Consider the following 16,617-nt stretch of genomic DNA (forward strand, 5'->3'; position numbering starts at 1 on the left):
TGAATTATGGGTGGACAAAGAAGCAACAACGACGAGCCCACCCGCCAGGACTTAATGTTGACAAGGCTCTATTCACTGATATTGCTTTGCACACTGCCCCAGTTTTTAATACCTGCACCCTGCTTGATATCCGGAGGCAGGGCATCAAGGGCCTTCTGAGCCTCTTCCTGGCTGGAATAGCTACCGTAAAGTCCTTTGTAATAGGGCGTACCATTGCGCTGGTATTTCACTTCTCCCATACGATCGGTTTTGGGTATTTTATAGAGCTTTCCGGCTACCACCGAGGGTTTCTGGTCGTCTGCCACCTCAATGGTGTATGCCTGAGGATTTTGATTTACCACCCAGTTTCTGTCGCTGTCTTTGGCACGCTGAGGTGAGCCATACGCACCGACGTGGTAGGAGTCGGGAACATTCACGGCTGGTTTAGGTCGGTATTCATCGTATGAACCGCCCGTAGACATGGAATACCCAGACATGCTGCCATAGCTCTGAGAATAATACTGCGTCTGATCGTAAACATAGGGCATGGACTGATAATCGGTATAGCTGGTTTCGTTGGTCATGGCACAGGAAGATAAAGCAGCCGCACAGGCAACCAGGCTTAGCCGTGAGAATGTGTTCATTCTTTTTCTCCTCTTATTATTCCTTAATAGCCGACAATTCCAGAAAAACTTTAGTGAAAAATCGTGTATCATGACAGAAAAGTACCAGAGGTATCCAATTATGTGGACACACAGACGCTCAGGACAAACAAATCAACGTGGAAGTCAGGATCACAGGGATCCTTACGAGCGCGATCTGACCCGGGTTATTCACTGCCCGGCCTTCCGTCGCCTGCAACGTAAAACGCAGATTCTTGGAACGGACGAGGGAGACTTTCATCGAACACGCCTGACGCACTCGCTGGAAGTGGCGTCCATTGGTCGCAGCATCGTGCGTAATCTGAAGATCACTGACAAAGATCGTCATCTGGCCGCTCTGCTTCCCAATGATGATTTGATCAGTGTGATCTGTCTGCTGCATGACATTGGACATCCACCCTTCGGCCATGGCGGTGAAGTGGCGCTGAATTTTATGATGCGCAGACACGGTGGCTTTGAAGGTAATGGACAAACCCTGCGCCTGTTGACCAAAGTAGAAAACAGCTACGGCGCGTTTGGACTGGATTTAACGCGTCGCTCGCTGCTTGGCGTGCTGAAATACCCAGTGACTCACTCACGCGTAGCGGCACCCGAGCAGCCTGAAGCCATTTTGAATCAACATAAAAGCATTCGAGTCAACGACTGGCTGCCCCCTAAGGCCTGCTTTGACAGCGAACAGGCCGAAATAGACTGGCTGCTGTCTCCTTTCTCCGCTTCCGACAGCGAGCTGTTTCAGTCGCTTAAACGTACGCCACAAGGCCGGCAACACGGTAAGGCGGCCTATCACTCCTTTGACTGTTCCATCATGGATATTGCCGATGACATTGCCTATGGTGTTCATGATCTGGAAGACGCCATCCACCTGCGCCTGATCAACCGCGACCATCTCGATAATGATGATTTTCGCCGCCTGTTGAACAACACCCTGCTGGGCAGGCATCAGGAACAACTCATTGATACACTGTTTTCATCTGAGCTGGGGGACAGGAAGCAGGCCATTGGTGAGCTGGTTAATTATTTTATTACAGCCACGACCACCCTGGTTACTAACGAGGCATTTGAAAACGCCCTGCTCAGACATAATATCATCCTGCAGAATGATGCGGCGGCCCTGCTGAATTATTTAATGGATTGTATTGCAACGCACGTAATTGACTCGCAGGAGGCACGAACTTTCGAATACGGCGGGCAAACGGTGGTGCTGCGTCTGTTTGAAGCCATCAGCTCAAACCCCGGCAGCTTGCTGGATAAAAAGAATCGTGTGATTTTTAATCAGGCAGGCAACGAGCATGATGCCTTACGCGTGGTATGTGATTATATTGCGAATATGACTGACGAATACGCATATCGTATGCACGAGCGTTTATTTGGGTTTAATACAAGAACGATTTTTGAACGACTATAGATGATGTCTGCCACCGAAAGGTGGCGTCCCCAAGGGGATTCGAACCCCTGTTACCGCCGTGAAAGGGCAGTGTCCTAGGCCTCTAGACGATGGGGACCAGGAACAATTGTGTAGCTGACACCTTAAAAATCAGTGCCTTTCGTTAACCAACGCCATAATAAAATGGCGTCCCCAAGGGGATTCGAACCCCTGTTACCGCCGTGAAAGGGCAGTGTCCTGGGCCTCTAGACGATGGGGACCCTGGCTAACATCTTGAACTCTGGTGGAGCCAGGCGGGATCGAACCGCCGACCTCTTGCATGCCATGCAAGCGCTCTCCCAGCTGAGCTATGGCCCCAAATTCAAGAACCGAAGTTTAAGTTCAGAGACCTCCACTGTCAAGTGCTTTTACTTATTTTTTAATTAAAAAGCACCTATACCCTGACGAGGTCCCGATAAAATAGCGTCGTTTGTTAACGTCATATCGGCTATTTTGGCCGTTTTTCGAATCAAATGACTTGCTCTCGGGTGCTTATAACCAGCATCGGCTTCAAAATTTGCCAGTTCGTCGTAGATTTTTACTGATATACAGCATGTTGGGCCAAGGCCCAACCTACTGGTTTATGTACATTGTTAAATCATTAGGCGTTCTTATGTCCAGGGCATTGTGAGTGTCTACAGAAGGCATATCAAATGTCTCTCATGGTGTGCGAAGGGGCTGGAACGAGATGCCCACCCCTGTGTGATTCACGTTCTATTTTGTAAAGTATTTTCGCATCAACGCCATGGCCTCGTGGATGTGATTCATTCTTGGCTCAGCATTGCGCAGGGGCTTTACCTGCCTGTCGGTTATTGTTATCAGGCCTGAGGTCTGCAGGGTTGTCAGTCGGTCATGTTCAATTAAACCCGTATTGATGTAACTGCCGGCGAGCACAAAAGGACGCCGGCCATTTTTCTGCAGCAGGTTTTGCCCGATGCTGTAATCTCCAACTGGATTTTTGCAGCCAAACACATCCTGCATCAGTGTGGGTACGATGTCGTAAGCGCTGGTAAGGTAATCGAAGGTCTGGGCTGATTTTCCGGGCCAATGGATAATGAGCGGAACGTGCACCTGGGTATCACTGAAATTACTGGTGTGTCCCCAGTAATTCTGATGATTGTCGTTGAATTCCTCGCCATGATCGGAGGTAAGAATGACAACACTGTCATCGAGATAGCCAAGCGTCTCGATGGTGTTCATCAGTCTGGACAGCTCTAAATCCATAAAGTTCACCGCATTCAGATAACGATTACGCGCAGGTGTGGGGTCGGTATCATTTGACGTGACAATCCGGAAACAGGCCTCCGTAGGCTGGTAAATCTCGGGGATGTTCTGAGTGGAGCAGTAACCATGAACGGCATCGTAAAACATACTCAAAAAGAACGGTTTTTTATGTCCGTTCTCTGTTAAAAACGTTTGCGCTTCACGAGTGATATGTTGATCCCTATCGGAAATATATATGCCGGGAGCATTGTCACGACGCAGATCCGGGAAACGCTGAAAAATGGTATCGTTAAAATTAGGGGCTTCCATCTCAGCCGACCAAAACACGCCAAAATCGTATTGAGATTTGAGCATTTGTTCAATTAAGACTGGGGATATTTTTTGCTCCAGTGCGGCGGTGAAATATGTTGACGGTATGGAGTAGTAAACGGAAAAAACACCCGGCTGCGTACCATTGCCTCCACTGTAATGCCGATCAAACTGCCAGTTCTTTTCTGCCCAACGGGTCATATTCGGCATGTATTGCGATGTCAGCATATCAAAACGCAGGCTGTCGACCATGATCAGGATGATGTTAAGCGGTTTTTTGCCGGTTTCGCATTGCAGTGGCTTGAGGGGATAACGCAATTTATCACCTGAAAAAGCCGGCTGCACGAAATCAGATTCGACTCTGCGGCGCACATAGTCCGCCCCATCATGCACAGGGAGCACATAGGCAAGTAACTGTGAATATAATGGCAGAGTTGGAATTTGCTGGCTGAAAATGTTATTGGCTCTGAATATCGACAGGCATAAGGCAGAATAGCAAAACAGGATGCTGCCAGCCCATAATATGACGATGACATTCCCGACGGGAATACGCTGGCACTGATTTACCTTCTTCCATACCAGCCTTGCCACGCCATACTGCAATAACAGAATGAACAGGATACTGACGCCAATAAGCCCTGCTTCAAGGTTCGAGAACTCGAATACCGTTATCCAGTGCCTGTTAAAGATTAAGGCCATGATGGGGGCGTTCAAATGAAAATGAAACATGGAATAAATGCGGGAATCGAGTATCAGCAGCAAAACACATACCGCCGCCACCAGAGGGGCCATCGTCAGTACAAATCGTTTCGAGGGTATCAACTCGCTTATAAGCACCAGTAAAACCGCCGGGATAGCGGCCAGAACCATCATAAAACTGATGTAGTTAGCGAAGGTAAATGACAGAACAAAGAGCTTTCCTGTCAGAGAAAGATAGGTGGTATGGGAATTGTAATTAATGAACAGTGAATCAGCCGACAGTATCTTGTGCAGATAACTCACGCCGGCCAGACAGAAAATGACGGAATTGGCGGCGAAAAACCACAAAATAAATCGCCTGATCGCTGTGTTGTTTCTGGCAAATATCATTGGTAATCACCGTCTTAAGCTATGCGTTATTGTCCTGCCTGGCTGCGTGTTGGTGTAAAACAGACGATACGCAGCAGGTTAGTTTATTCACCATATCCAGATGCAGAAATTCATTCGGACCATGCGCATTGGAATGAGGCCCCAGAACACCTGTGATCATGAATTGAGCGTTGGGAAAAACCTTGCCCAGCATCCCCATAAAGGGAATGGTGCCACCCTCACCCATGTAAACAGCAGGCTTTTTATAAAACGTCATGGATGCCTGATTGACGGCACCGGCAAACCAGTCTGCCAGCAGCGGTGCATGCCATCCGCTTGCTGCATCATCAATTTTGAAACTGACTTTTGCCTGGGCGGGCGGATTGGCGGTCAGGCAGTGTTGAAGCGCCTGGGCGGCTTCTCCTGCAACAACCAGCGGTGGAATGCGCATTGATAATTTGAATACGGTTTTGGGGCGCATCACGTTACCGGCATCTGCAATAGCGGGCAGACCGTCTGCGCCAGTGATCGTCAGAGCCGGACGCCAGGTGCGGTTCAATATCAGTTCAGACAAGTCATAACTGACAGGTTCCACCCCTTCATGCCAGGGAAATCCTTCATAAACACCGTCACCCAGCACCTCGGCACAGGCGCGCGCCTGCTGAACACGCTCATCTGGGATATCGCAGTGCATAGGCGCCAGCAGGATTTCCCCAGAAGAGTCGTCCTCGATGCGGTTCAGCAGTTGTCTGGCAATACGAAAACTGTCCGCCACGATACCCGAGGCGTTACCGGAGTGCACGCCTTCCCGGATCAGCTCAACAGACAACTCACCCACCACATTGCCACGTAACGAGGTAGTCATCCACAGCTGCTCATAATTGCCAGCACCTGAGTCAAGGCAAATCACCAGGTCTGGCTGCCCGATTCGCTCTTTTAATTCGGCCATATAAAAAGGCAAGTCAAAGCTGCCACTTTCCTCACAGGCTTCAATGATGACCACGCAACGGGCGTGCGGCAGATTCTGTTCCTGCAAGGCCCGGACAGCCGTCAGACTGGCGTAGGCCGAATACCCATCATCGGCCCCACCACGTCCGTACAGGCGGCCATCACGAATCACGGGCAGCCACGGCCCAAGCCCCTCTTCCCAGCCCATCATTTCCGGCTGTTTGTCGAGGTGACCATAAAGCAGCACAGTGCCTTCAGATTCACCAGGGATATCCATAAATAATAATGGTGTGCGCCCAGGAAGGCGCACGATATCAAGACTCATGCCACGCGGGGCGTGCTCCCAACACCAGGCAGCCACGTGCTGAACAGCCTCCTCCATAAATCCGTGTTCTTGCCAGTCGGGATCAAAATGCGGCGATTTATTTGGAATTCTGATGTAATCACACAGGCTGGGAAGGATGCTCTCCTGCCATTCACGCGCCACAAAATCAGAGAGCCGCTCAACTTGTAACATAGGATATCCTTACTGTATGTCTGTGATCTGTAATGGAAAAAATTGTATAAGTATTTGATTGGAATTGCTATGACTGGATGCTGTCAGTGAGCATTTCGCTCAGCGATTTTGAGATATTTCTTACACAAACAAAAGTATTCATCCCTGTACGGCTGATAAGTGGCTTGATATGATGTTTTATACGAGGCGTGCAATTGAGAAATCATCAAGGACGATGAATGCGTTAACGGTGGTTGTTCTCAATTCCGCACTCGACCAATACAGCCACAACTTTTCTTCGTATCACTACGATTACGCCGGATAAGCCACCCGGCGCTGAAGTGTGGAGATGCCTCACAGATTACAAATCAAAATTGATACCAACTGTACCCATATTGTAATACTGAGATTGGATGCCAACCAGCCATGGAGACGTAGCGGCATGTCCCGGATATACCGTTGAGCCAAACGTGTAGTCTGTGCTGGAAAGGTATAAGAACCGGTATTCAGCAAAAAGACTGGCGCGCGGATTGATATCAAAATTGAAGCCAATTTTGGGCTGTGCAGCAAACGCAACCGCTGTGTCACTCGTATGAGCATTGAAGTGGTTGACACCAGGCTCTGGTGGACTTACCTGAATTGAAGACGCATTGGAAACCGATATCACCGCCGATCCGATACCTACACCGATGTACGGCTTGAAGCGTCCAAAGGATGGATTGTCAGAATTCAGAACCGTATTGATAAGGAACACGCCGGTTTTTTGAGAGAAGGAAACCCGAAAATCGTGTTCATCCAGTCTTACGGTGTCATTGGAGATTTCATGGCCCTGTATTTTTACACCGCCCATGTAGTAGGCTTCCAGCTCGATAGCGGGTGTGAGAGGGAGATACGAACTCATGTTATTCCAGGAATAACCGATATGGCCACCAATCATGCCTGTGGAGCTGCTTTCTGCAGATCCAAAGCCATCAACAGCCAGTGGACCACCCGCCTGCTCAACGAAAAATGCAGTGGCATGCTGTCTCATATCAGGACCAGTCACGGCACCACCGCCACCAAAAACGCCCAGATACACCCGGCCAGCACTGGTAGCCACAGGCCCCATCGCGCCACTGAAGGCAACCGACGTTGACAAGGCCAGAACACTCGCGGAAACAGCCTTAATCGCCATCTTCCTGACAACTTTATCCATTACATACTCTCCTTTATGAATCAATAACATCGAAGGCCCGAATCCATCACGGAACAAAAAAACGGGACACAACACTCTAACCCGTTACCCGATAATGATCAAAATTTTCAGTTCTGGATCAGAAAAAAATGGATATGCGTTTCGAACGACGTACTTTTATAGCTCACAGAGATAAAGGAAAACACTGAAGTACATGGATTGAGTAAATTCAAGAAAAAATATTAAATCAAGACTGTTTTTTAATTATTTTCTTGGTATGATATCTATCGCGATAGTTCTTTATTGTCCCTGCCCTCTCTGTGGATAATAATTTTGATACAACTCCTGTTAATTACCTTCCCTTTTCAGAAAATCTTACTTAAACCCTTGCCAGGACTGGGCTTTACCTGTTTTTTTCTATTCTACAGGCACAGGAGTTTATCCACAAAATCTGTGGATAAACCTGTGCACAGGGTGTCAGAAAGCCTGTATGTATTGACGTCACCGACGAAGATCGGCACGAACACTCAGGCAGCCGGTGGATTTATCGTTTGAATAACTTCCTTATCCATCATGCGCAGTTTTTTAGCCGATTCCGGTCTGGCAAAGAACGCGTAATCCCCCGTTTTTGCTTCATGCTTACGGTTAGCGTAGCCTAAGGTAAATACTATGGCTAAAAAGTTAGTTATCAATTTGAGACTCTGTCGTAGCCAGGGATGGCGATCCTCTTCCAGTGCCTGTCTTAATGGCGCCTGTGCTTCTTCAATATCCTCATTAAACGAAGATGGTTCGTTTTCACCCCGGGTTAGTTCTCTGTCTATTGCTGTGTACAAATCTATACGATACTGCCGGATGCACGCGTTAAACGCTTCGAGTTTTTGGCGAGAATGAGTCCCGAGGTATTCCCTGATGTTACGGCACTTAATCTCAACACCGCGCATGGCCTGTTGAAAACGTGGCTCTGAAACGAATCGACTAATCACCTCCGGCCCAAAACCCAGATTACTTAATTGAAGGGTCATATCAACAACGTCTGTTAAATGTCGCGCCTCTTCACGCTGTGCGGGAGCTAACTGGCTCACACGGGCACGTAATTGCTGATGATTATGCGTCTCCGTGATCGCGTCTAAAATTAACTCGAGATCGAATCGTGTTGCTGCCAGGGGCAGCAGGCAATGAAAATGGTGAACACGGTCCCCATGGTGCTCCAGTGTCAATAATTTTTCCGTCAGGGGAGCAGCATGGGTTCGAAGCAGAGGATTGGTCAGGAGATGATCCAGACAAATAACTTCCTTAGATACACCCTGTTCGCGAATGGCTCTCAGTGCCGACATCGTACCGTGCATGACCGTATCGTCCTGCAAAATATCGGCATTGCGCTGCCCAACATAGGAAAACAGCTCCTGCTGCACCGGGAGGGGGGGGTACGCAAGCAAATGAAGGGCACGGCCCAGCCAAGCCAGTCTCTGATTATCATATCGGAGACTGTCTAATGGCTCGTTAAGCTCTCTGGCTGCCTGATGAACCGACAGCATTTGGTACAACAGGGTAGACAATCCGCTGGCCAGCAAGGCGGCATTATCATCGACGGGCTCTTGATTCGACACAGGAAGCGTCCTATGCAGGCACTCCATCAGATCACATTGGCCATTAAAATAATCCATTACGCCCCGAAGCACTTCACGCATATAGTCTTTGTTATAGTCTTCTCCGTACGGTTCGAGGAAAGTTTCCAGCCTGTTCATGACGCGACAAAAGCCTGGGGACAAGCTGTTCAGATTAATAGTATTGGATTCAATATCATGTCTGGTTAAAAAGATAGCCGTTTGACGCAGGTCTTCATCAAACAGGAGTTGACTCAGTTCAAAACGGTTACGTTGTGTGGCCAGCGCAATTGCGTCAGCCGGGGTTAAAAAATAGAGCTCTTTGGTCATAAGAAACATTTGAGGAAGATCCTCTGTCTCAGAAATATTCAACATATTTCTCAGAACAGGCAGATTATTTTTGTTCCTGGCCAGAAGCGCAAAATTGGAGATAAATTCTCTGTTCAATAGTAATGACTGGTGACGATTGAAGATTTCTTCCCCACAGGAGCTGAGTATCAGGGCGCATATGTACGCATCGTCACTGGCTTCCGGATTAGCATTTATCCATTCGAAGACACGACCTTTACCATCGAGCATGCTGGCTATCTGTTCGGGAGACGCACTCATTAAGAGGGACTCATCTGCACTACTCAGAAGCACAGCTATCTGGTTGGGCAGACTTGCCTGGATGTCAAGTGGTAAATAGTTCAGTTCCTCGTCACGTTTACGGTCACTTGTACTGGCACTTGCAATTATATTGAGACGGTTCTCAATCCTGTTTAATGTGCTGATTTGATTATGCGCTGCACTTACCAGTTTACTGGCATCAAAAAACAATCGCTGCTGGACTGTTAACCTATCTCGATTGTGTTCACAATAATTACCGAAATCAAAACCCGCGTTGATATAGTATTGATAACGGTTTTGATCCCCATTAAACACCTGTACCGTATAAGCTTTCCGCAAAAAATTTGAAGGACTGGCGGAGAAGTCTACCGGGCTCTGAAAATCATCACGCGATGAGGATGAGGATGAGGATGCCTCGGGCCTAACCGAACCTTCTCCTACACGAAACACCTCGGAATCAGGGTAAGCGTCCAGTTGCGTGCAAAGATCATCTACCAGTGTCTGCAAGTGAGTACGTGCCTGCTCAATGTAGGTCGAGATAGCACCTGCTCTTTCCTGCACATTGAATTCTGTCAAGCCATCAGTGATATCTGTGCCTGGAGTTACTATTGTTCGATCAACTATCATCTTCTGCACCTGGAATGAGTGAATAAAAGTATTTTTTTTGATTATAGTGATTAATTATTAAGGCTATATTAACGCGACGTTCTCCACCAGACAATTCCTCTATACCAGACAAAAAGCTCATAAATGCTCCCCAGTTGCGGCGATACCGGAATTATCTGGATTTCACATCAGACACGTAGCCCGGATTAGGCGCAGCCGTAATCCGGGACGCGAGGGTCATCACGGTACGGTTCCTCGTTTGCGGCCTGTTCCCGGATTACGCTGGCGCTAATCCGGGCTACAAGGGATTGTGATACGTTATATCCAGTGGCACACTTTTACAGAGAAAAGGATGGTTTTCCTGCCCGGTAGTACATGAATCAGATAAATTCAAGAAAAAATATCCAGTCAAGACTGTTTTTTAATTATTTTCTTGGTATGATATCCAACCCGATAGAAGTAAGTTGCCCCTGTTTCGCCTGTGGATAACAATTTTCGGTACTATCCTCCCCAACTCACCTCTTTTTAACAACCTCTTTCTATAAACCATACCAGGCTTGAATTATAGCTTATTTTCTATTTTTCAAAATACAGGTTTTTATCCACAAAATCTGTGGATAAACCTGTGCACAGGGTGTAAGAAAGCATGTATGGGATGAGTTAACAACGTTATCTCAGGCTGGCTCTCACTTCATTGGTAATTTAGTTCAGGCAGAAGCCATGCTGCTCTTGATAACCGTCAGGACACGATCGGTAGCAGAGCTTATCCCAAGGGCATCAATTTTTTTCACAATCTCATCCCTGTTCTGATAGACGGATTTGATTGCTTCGATAAGTTGATCAGTAGACAGATTGTCGTCGTCCAATACCGTACTGATCCCCTGCCTGTTAAAATAGCGGGCATTTTGAATTTGATCTCCGCGGGATTTTTTAGCGGATAGAGGAATCAGAACATGAGGTTTTTTCAGGGCCAGAATTTCATACAGGGAATTGGCGCCTGAGCGGGATACCACTAAATCAGCTGCCGCAAACAGATCCGGCAGCTCCTCACTGGCGTACTCCAGCTGCAGATATCCTGCCTGCGTACTCAGGCTGTTGTCGACTTTGCCTTTGCCGCACAAATGAATAATCTGAAACTGCGCGAGGAGTTGAGGCAGCGCGTCTCGCAGCACTTGGTTTAAACCAGATGCACCCTGACTGCCGCCCATGACCAGCAGGCAGGGCCTGTCAGCCTGAAAACCGCATAAGGCCAGCCCTTTCTGCCTGTCGCCCTGAAACAGCTCTCGACGAATGGGCGTACCCGTTACTTCAACGCGTTCCGGGTGTTTGAAATGCGATTTGGCCGCCGCAAAGGTCAGGCATATTTTGTTTACAAATGGAAAGCTCAGGCGGTTTGCCAGACCAGGTGTCATATCTGATTCATGTGCTACCACAGGAATCCGGCGCAGCCAGGCGGCAAAGACCACTGGAAACGCAACAAAACCCCCTTTGGAAAACACAAGGTCGGGTTTTATCCTGGACAACAGGCGATACGACTGACCAATTCCCCAGACAATATTGAACGGGTCGACAAAATTTTTCCAGCTGAAATAACGGCGTAGTTTACCCGATTTGATGGCATGAAAAGGCACATCAATGGCCGCTATCATGCCCTGCTCTACGCTGTGTTCGGAACCAATGTAGTTGACTTGCCAGCCATCGGCCTGTACCGCTTCGATTAAAGCGAGGTTTGGGGTAACGTGTCCGGCTGTTCCCCCGCCAGTGAATATAATTCTTGCTGCCATAATCAGTGCCGCTCGCGAAGTAACAGGCTCAAATCAATCGCCTGAATGGATTTGGTGATGGCGCCAACGGAAATGTAGTCAACTCCGGTTTCGGCAACCGCCTTTATGGTAGACAGATCAATGCCGCCGGAGGCCTCCAGACAGCATACCTGCGGTTGGTTCATGGCAACGGCCTCTTTCATCATATCCAGGGTAAAATTATCCAGTAAAATACGGTCTGGTTTTGCTGCCAGAGCTTCACGCAGTTCGTCCAGTGTTTCCACTTCCACTTCGAGAAACACGGTGTGGTTCGCATCCCGTGCTCGTTTAACCGCATCACGTATCGAACCGCAGGCAGCAATGTGGTTCTCTTTAATCAAAAAGGCATCGTAAAGTCCCATGCGATGATTCACACCACCGGCGCAGGCCACCGCGTATTTTTGTGCCATCCTGAGCCCCGGCAGGGTTTTTCTGGTATCGAGTAAACGTGTTTTCGTTGCTTTTAACAGCTGCACGCAGTGCCAGGTCTGTGTTGCAGTGGCCGACAGAGTCTGCAGAAAATTGAGCGCCGAACGCTCGGCTGTCAGAATATCCCGCGCCAGTCCATGAATACGACAGAGCGTTGTCGGCTCAGGCAGCCAGGCTCCTTCTTCGACCAGCCATTCCAGCCTTATCGCAGGATTAATCTGCCTGAACACTTCGTCAACCCATGGCCTGCCACAGACCAGCATGGGTTCACGGGAAATAATGTCCGCATCGACCACCAGATCCATCGGCAGCAAGGCGGCACTGACGTCGCCACTGCCGACGTCGGCGGCGAGATCGCGCTTAACGTCTTCCATTACAATCACAGGATTAATCGTATGTATCATAAGGCTTGCTCTCTTTTGGCTCGCGCGGCATATCGCGCTTTCATACAGGGGGGAGCGAGAAAGGTGGTTACGATCACCATCAGAATAACCGCGGCAAAGAGCTGATCAGACATCACCCCCAGCGTTCGACCGATAGAGGCAAACACCAGTCCTACCTCGCCTCGCGGCAGCATTCCGATGCCAATCAGCAGTCGATCATCGTTTCGATGCGCGCCATAACCACTTACCAGCTTACCCACGACGGCAGCTGCAATCAGACCACTGGACATCAGCAGTACATGCCAGTCAAAAAACGATTCCAGTTTAACCTGTATGCCGATGAGCATAAAGAACAGAGGCGCCAGCAGAGACTCCAGCGGTGCAACCAGGCTTTTAATCGGCAAGGCAGACGGGTGTGGGTTATCCCGCCCGGAAAAATAGGCATCATTCATGATCATGCCGGCGGCAAAGGCTCCGATAATAGAGGCCAGCTGGACTACGGTGGCCAGCCAGGCAAGCAGCATCACAAAAATAAAGGCGACGACCAGTTTGGCTTCCCACAAATCCAGAAAACGGGTGCAGCGCACGAGGCCACGAAGCACCCAGGGACCGAGCCACAACACACCTGTAAAAAACACGATTGTCGACAGGATGACCCGAAACACGTCCATCATGTTCACTTCGCCATTGATCACCACGCTGCTGACGATGGCCAGAATGATTAAGCCCAGCACGTCGTCGAGCATGGCAGCACCGAGAATGGTTCTGGCCTCCCGCGTACGCAGTTTTTTCATTTCAGACAGCACACGCGCGGTAATGCCAATACTGGTGGCAGACAGCGTAGCCGCCACAAAAAGATGCGCCTGATACGTCGCCTCTGGCAGCAGCCAGCAGGCAGCGATAAAGCCCAGAACGACTGGGGCTATCACGCCGATGACAGCTACCCGGGCCGATTCGATGCCAGTGTGTTTCAGTTCTTCAACCGAACTCTCCAGCCCAACCATAAACAGTAAAAAAATCACCCCATAACGGGAAAACATATCGAGGGTATAACCCACTTTGATGTATTCAATACCCTGACTGCTGGCCAGGGCCTTGGTAACCTGGGCCGCGTAAGCCGCGTTGGGAATCGAATCACTGACGGCCTGATTCAGGCTGACGCCCGTCAGCAGGTCGCGCATGATGTTAAATACCGACGATCCTTCACGCAGAATGACCATCAGCTGCATACCAAAAAAATGACAGATATTGCCCAGCAATACCCCCATCAGCAGCTCGCCCAGCACGCCGGGCTGATGGCAGAGTCTGGCCAGATAGCGCCCGGCTATCGCAAGCGAAAAAATCAGAGTCACCCATAGAATAACAGCCGAAACGGGATCGTGGCCCGAAGAGCTGGCTTCGGTGGCAAAAGCGCTCAGAGGCAATAACAGGAGCAGACCAGCCAGGTATGTCTGGGCAGAAAACGAACGACTCCCCGCCTGCGCGGGGAGAGCTGCGTCAACCACAGTCATTCCGTCTTTCCAGCCAGAAACAGACAGGTTTCGAGCACAGAATCAGGGTTCAGCGAAACGCTGTCGATTCCCTCTTTCATCAGCCATTGTGCAAAATCCTGATGATCAGACGGCCCCTGCCCACAGATACCTACGTACTTACCTGCTTTTTTACAGGCCTTGATGGCCATGTGCAGCAAGGCTTTGACTGCCTCGTTACGCTCGTCAAACTGGGAAGCTACCAGACCAGAATCGCGATCCAGGCCCAGGGTCAGCTGCGTCAAGTCGTTGGAGCCAATAGAAAAACCATCAAAATACTCAAGGAACTCGCTGGCCAGTAAGGCATTGGAGGGCAGCTCACACATCATGATCACGCGCAGGCCGTGTTTCCCACGTTCAAGCCCATGTTCTTTCAGCACATCAATAACCTGCGCTGCTTCCTTAACAGTGCGTACAAATGGGATCATCACTTCTACATTGGTGAGGCCCATGTCTTCACGCACGCGACGTACAGCCACGCATTCCAGAGCAAAGCAATCCTCAAAAGACGGGGAAACATAGCGTGACGCGCCACGGAAACCCAGCATGGGATTTTCTTCATGCGGCTCATAGTGTCTGCCACCGGCCAGATTCGCATATTCATTGGATTTGAAATCCGACAGGCGCACGATTACCGGTTTGGGATGAAATGCTGCAGCAATGGTCGCAATACCTTCTTTCAGGCGTTCAACATAGTATTCTACTGGAGACGCATACGCCGCCGTTTTCTTATCGATTAATGCCTTTAACTGCGGATCGCTGAGGGTGTCATACTGCAGCAGGGCTTTGGGATGAATACCAATGGAGTTGGAAATCAGAAACTCGAGCCTTGCAAGACCAATGCCGGCATTGGGGATGGCCTGAAAGGCAAAGGCACGGTCGGGGTTGCCTACGTTGAGCATGACCTTCATGGGTAAATCCGGCATGCTGTCTACGTCCAGGGTAACGCGTTCAAAGGGCAGCAGGCCTTCGTAGATAAAGCCGGTTTCCCCTTCTGCACAGCTGACGGTGACCTCATCGCCGTCGCGAATGCTTTTGGTGGCGTTACCGCAGCCAACCACAGCCGGAATGCCGAGCTCACGCGCGATGATCGCCGCATGACAGGTTCGTCCACCACGGTTGGTAACAATGGCGGCGGCCCGCTTCATCACCGGCTCCCAGTCTGGATCGGTCATGTCAGAAATCAGAACATCACCAGGTTCGACACGATGCATTTCGCTGATGTCGCGGATAATTCTCGCACGCCCCTGCCCGATACGCTGACCAATACTACGCCCTTCTGTCAAAACGCTGCTGTGTTTTTTCAGGGTATAGCGTTCGAGCTGTTGTTCATTTGCACGGCTTTTTACCGTTTCAGGACGGGCCTGCAAAATGTAGAGTTTGCCGTCAACGCCGTCTTTGGCCCATTCAATATCCATGGGGCGACCGTAATGCTGCTCAATGATCAGGGCCTGTCGGGCCAGCGTTTCAATTTCATCAGGGGTCAGTGAAAAACGAATCTGCTGGTCCTGATCAACCGCCACGGTTTTCACCGTACGGCCATCAACCCGCTCATCGCAATACACCATTTTCAAGGCTTTGCTGCCCAGGTTGCGCCGGATAACCGCCGGTTTACCGGCTTTCAACCCAGGTTTGTGCACATAAAATTCATCGGGATTTACTGCACCCTGCACCACCATTTCCCCCAGACCATAGGACGAGGTAATGAACACAACCTGATCAAAACCCGACTCGGTGTCCATAGTGAACATCACGCCGCTCACCGCCAGATCACTGCGAATCATCTGCTGCACACCGGCAGACAGGGCCACATCCGCATGGGCGAAACCATGGTGAACACGGTAGGCAATCGCGCGATCATTATATAATGAGGCAAACACCAGTTTAATGGCCTTCATGATATCGTCGATACCGCTGACGTTAAGGTAGGTTTCCTGCTGGCCGGCAAAAGAGGCGTCCGGCAGGTCTTCAGCGGTGGCGGATGAACGCACGGCAACGCTGAAATTTGAATGACCGATGCTGGCGGTCAAGGCATCATTGGCTGCGACAACGTCCGCTTCAAAGGATTTTGTAAAGGGTGCGTCCATGACCAGAGAGCGGATGGTTTTTCCCACTGAGGTCAATTGTTCAATATTTTCCGGATCAAGGGCATCCAGCAGGCTGTGAATTTTTTTATCCAGCCCATCCTGAGCCAGAAATTCGCGAAAGGCATCGGCGGTGGTTGCAAAACCAGTTGGAACAGACACACCGGCAGTCGAAAGATGACTGATCATCTCACCCAGAGAGGCATTTTTTCCGCCTACCTGCTCCAGATCGTGCATACCCAGATCTTTAAAACTTCTCGTGTGGACATTAACCGTCATATCAGCCTC

11 protein-coding genes and 3 tRNA genes are annotated in these 16,617 nt (G+C 49.6%); 1 reads left to right on the plus strand and 13 read right to left on the minus strand.

What is annotated here, in order from left to right; translation table 11 throughout:
• Positions 1 to 68 precede the first annotated feature (68 nt).
• Positions 69 to 623 (minus strand): SPOR domain-containing protein, encoded by a 555-nt coding sequence (locus ACQUTA_RS04785; RefSeq protein WP_444987068.1) that lies wholly within the window; start codon positions 621 to 623, stop codon positions 69 to 71.
• Between the two features lie 100 nt (positions 624 to 723).
• On the opposite strand from ACQUTA_RS04785, the gene ACQUTA_RS04790 reads away from it, so the two are divergent.
• Entirely contained in the window at positions 724 to 2,046 is a 1,323-nt protein-coding gene (locus ACQUTA_RS04790; protein ID WP_444987069.1) for an anti-phage deoxyguanosine triphosphatase, read from the plus strand.
• Between the two features lie 21 nt (positions 2,047 to 2,067).
• Here ACQUTA_RS04790 and ACQUTA_RS04795 read toward each other — a convergent pair.
• The 12 genes from ACQUTA_RS04795 to ppsA all read right to left on the minus strand — a co-directional run bounded on the left by ACQUTA_RS04795 (position 2,068) and on the right by ppsA (position 16,608).
• Positions 2,068 to 2,143, minus strand: a tRNA-Glu gene (locus tag ACQUTA_RS04795).
• A 66-nt stretch (positions 2,144 to 2,209) separates the two neighbouring features.
• A tRNA-Glu gene (locus ACQUTA_RS04800) sits at positions 2,210 to 2,285 on the minus strand.
• A gap of 21 nt (positions 2,286 to 2,306) precedes the next feature.
• Positions 2,307 to 2,382 (minus strand) — tRNA-Ala (locus ACQUTA_RS04805).
• 396 nt (positions 2,383 to 2,778) lie between these two features.
• Complete coding sequence (locus tag ACQUTA_RS04810) at positions 2,779 to 4,686, minus strand: DUF3413 domain-containing protein (protein WP_444987070.1); 1,908 nt, start codon at positions 4,684 to 4,686, stop codon at positions 2,779 to 2,781.
• Between the two features lie 19 nt (positions 4,687 to 4,705).
• Positions 4,706 to 6,130, minus strand: coding sequence for a M20 family metallopeptidase (locus ACQUTA_RS04815; RefSeq protein ID WP_444987071.1), 1,425 nt, complete (start codon positions 6,128 to 6,130; stop codon positions 4,706 to 4,708).
• A gap of 340 nt (positions 6,131 to 6,470) precedes the next feature.
• A complete protein-coding gene (locus tag ACQUTA_RS04820) occupies positions 6,471 to 7,304 on the minus strand; it encodes a P44/Msp2 family outer membrane protein (RefSeq protein WP_444987072.1) in 834 nt (277 codons plus the stop codon).
• Positions 7,305 to 7,810: 506 nt separating this feature from the next.
• On the minus strand, positions 7,811 to 10,123 hold the full coding sequence (locus ACQUTA_RS04825) for a hypothetical protein (protein ID WP_444987073.1): 2,313 nt from the start codon (positions 10,121 to 10,123) through the stop codon (positions 7,811 to 7,813).
• Positions 10,113 to 10,244 carry a hypothetical protein gene (locus tag ACQUTA_RS04830; protein WP_444987074.1) on the minus strand — a complete coding sequence of 44 codons (132 nt, stop codon included), beginning with the start codon at positions 10,242 to 10,244 and terminating at the stop codon, positions 10,113 to 10,115. The genes ACQUTA_RS04825 and ACQUTA_RS04830 overlap by 11 nt, the downstream gene beginning before the upstream one ends.
• 565 nt (positions 10,245 to 10,809) lie before the next feature.
• Positions 10,810 to 11,886, minus strand: coding sequence for an undecaprenyldiphospho-muramoylpentapeptide beta-N-acetylglucosaminyltransferase (murG, locus tag ACQUTA_RS04835; RefSeq protein ID WP_444987076.1), 1,077 nt, complete (start codon positions 11,884 to 11,886; stop codon positions 10,810 to 10,812).
• Positions 11,887 to 11,888: 2 nt separating this feature from the next.
• Entirely contained in the window at positions 11,889 to 12,737 is an 849-nt protein-coding gene (gene nadC, locus ACQUTA_RS04840; protein WP_444987077.1) for a carboxylating nicotinate-nucleotide diphosphorylase, read from the minus strand.
• Positions 12,734 to 14,227 (minus strand): cation:proton antiporter, encoded by a 1,494-nt coding sequence (locus tag ACQUTA_RS04845; protein ID WP_444987078.1) that lies wholly within the window; start codon positions 14,225 to 14,227, stop codon positions 12,734 to 12,736. Before ACQUTA_RS04845 ends, nadC begins: the two co-directional genes overlap by 4 nt.
• On the minus strand, positions 14,224 to 16,608 hold the full coding sequence (gene ppsA / locus ACQUTA_RS04850; protein ID WP_444987079.1) for a phosphoenolpyruvate synthase: 2,385 nt from the start codon (positions 16,606 to 16,608) through the stop codon (positions 14,224 to 14,226). Before ppsA ends, ACQUTA_RS04845 begins: the two co-directional genes overlap by 4 nt.
• Between the last annotated feature and the right edge of the window lie 9 nt (positions 16,609 to 16,617).

It is taken from the genome of Legionella navarrensis, assembly GCF_052527415.1.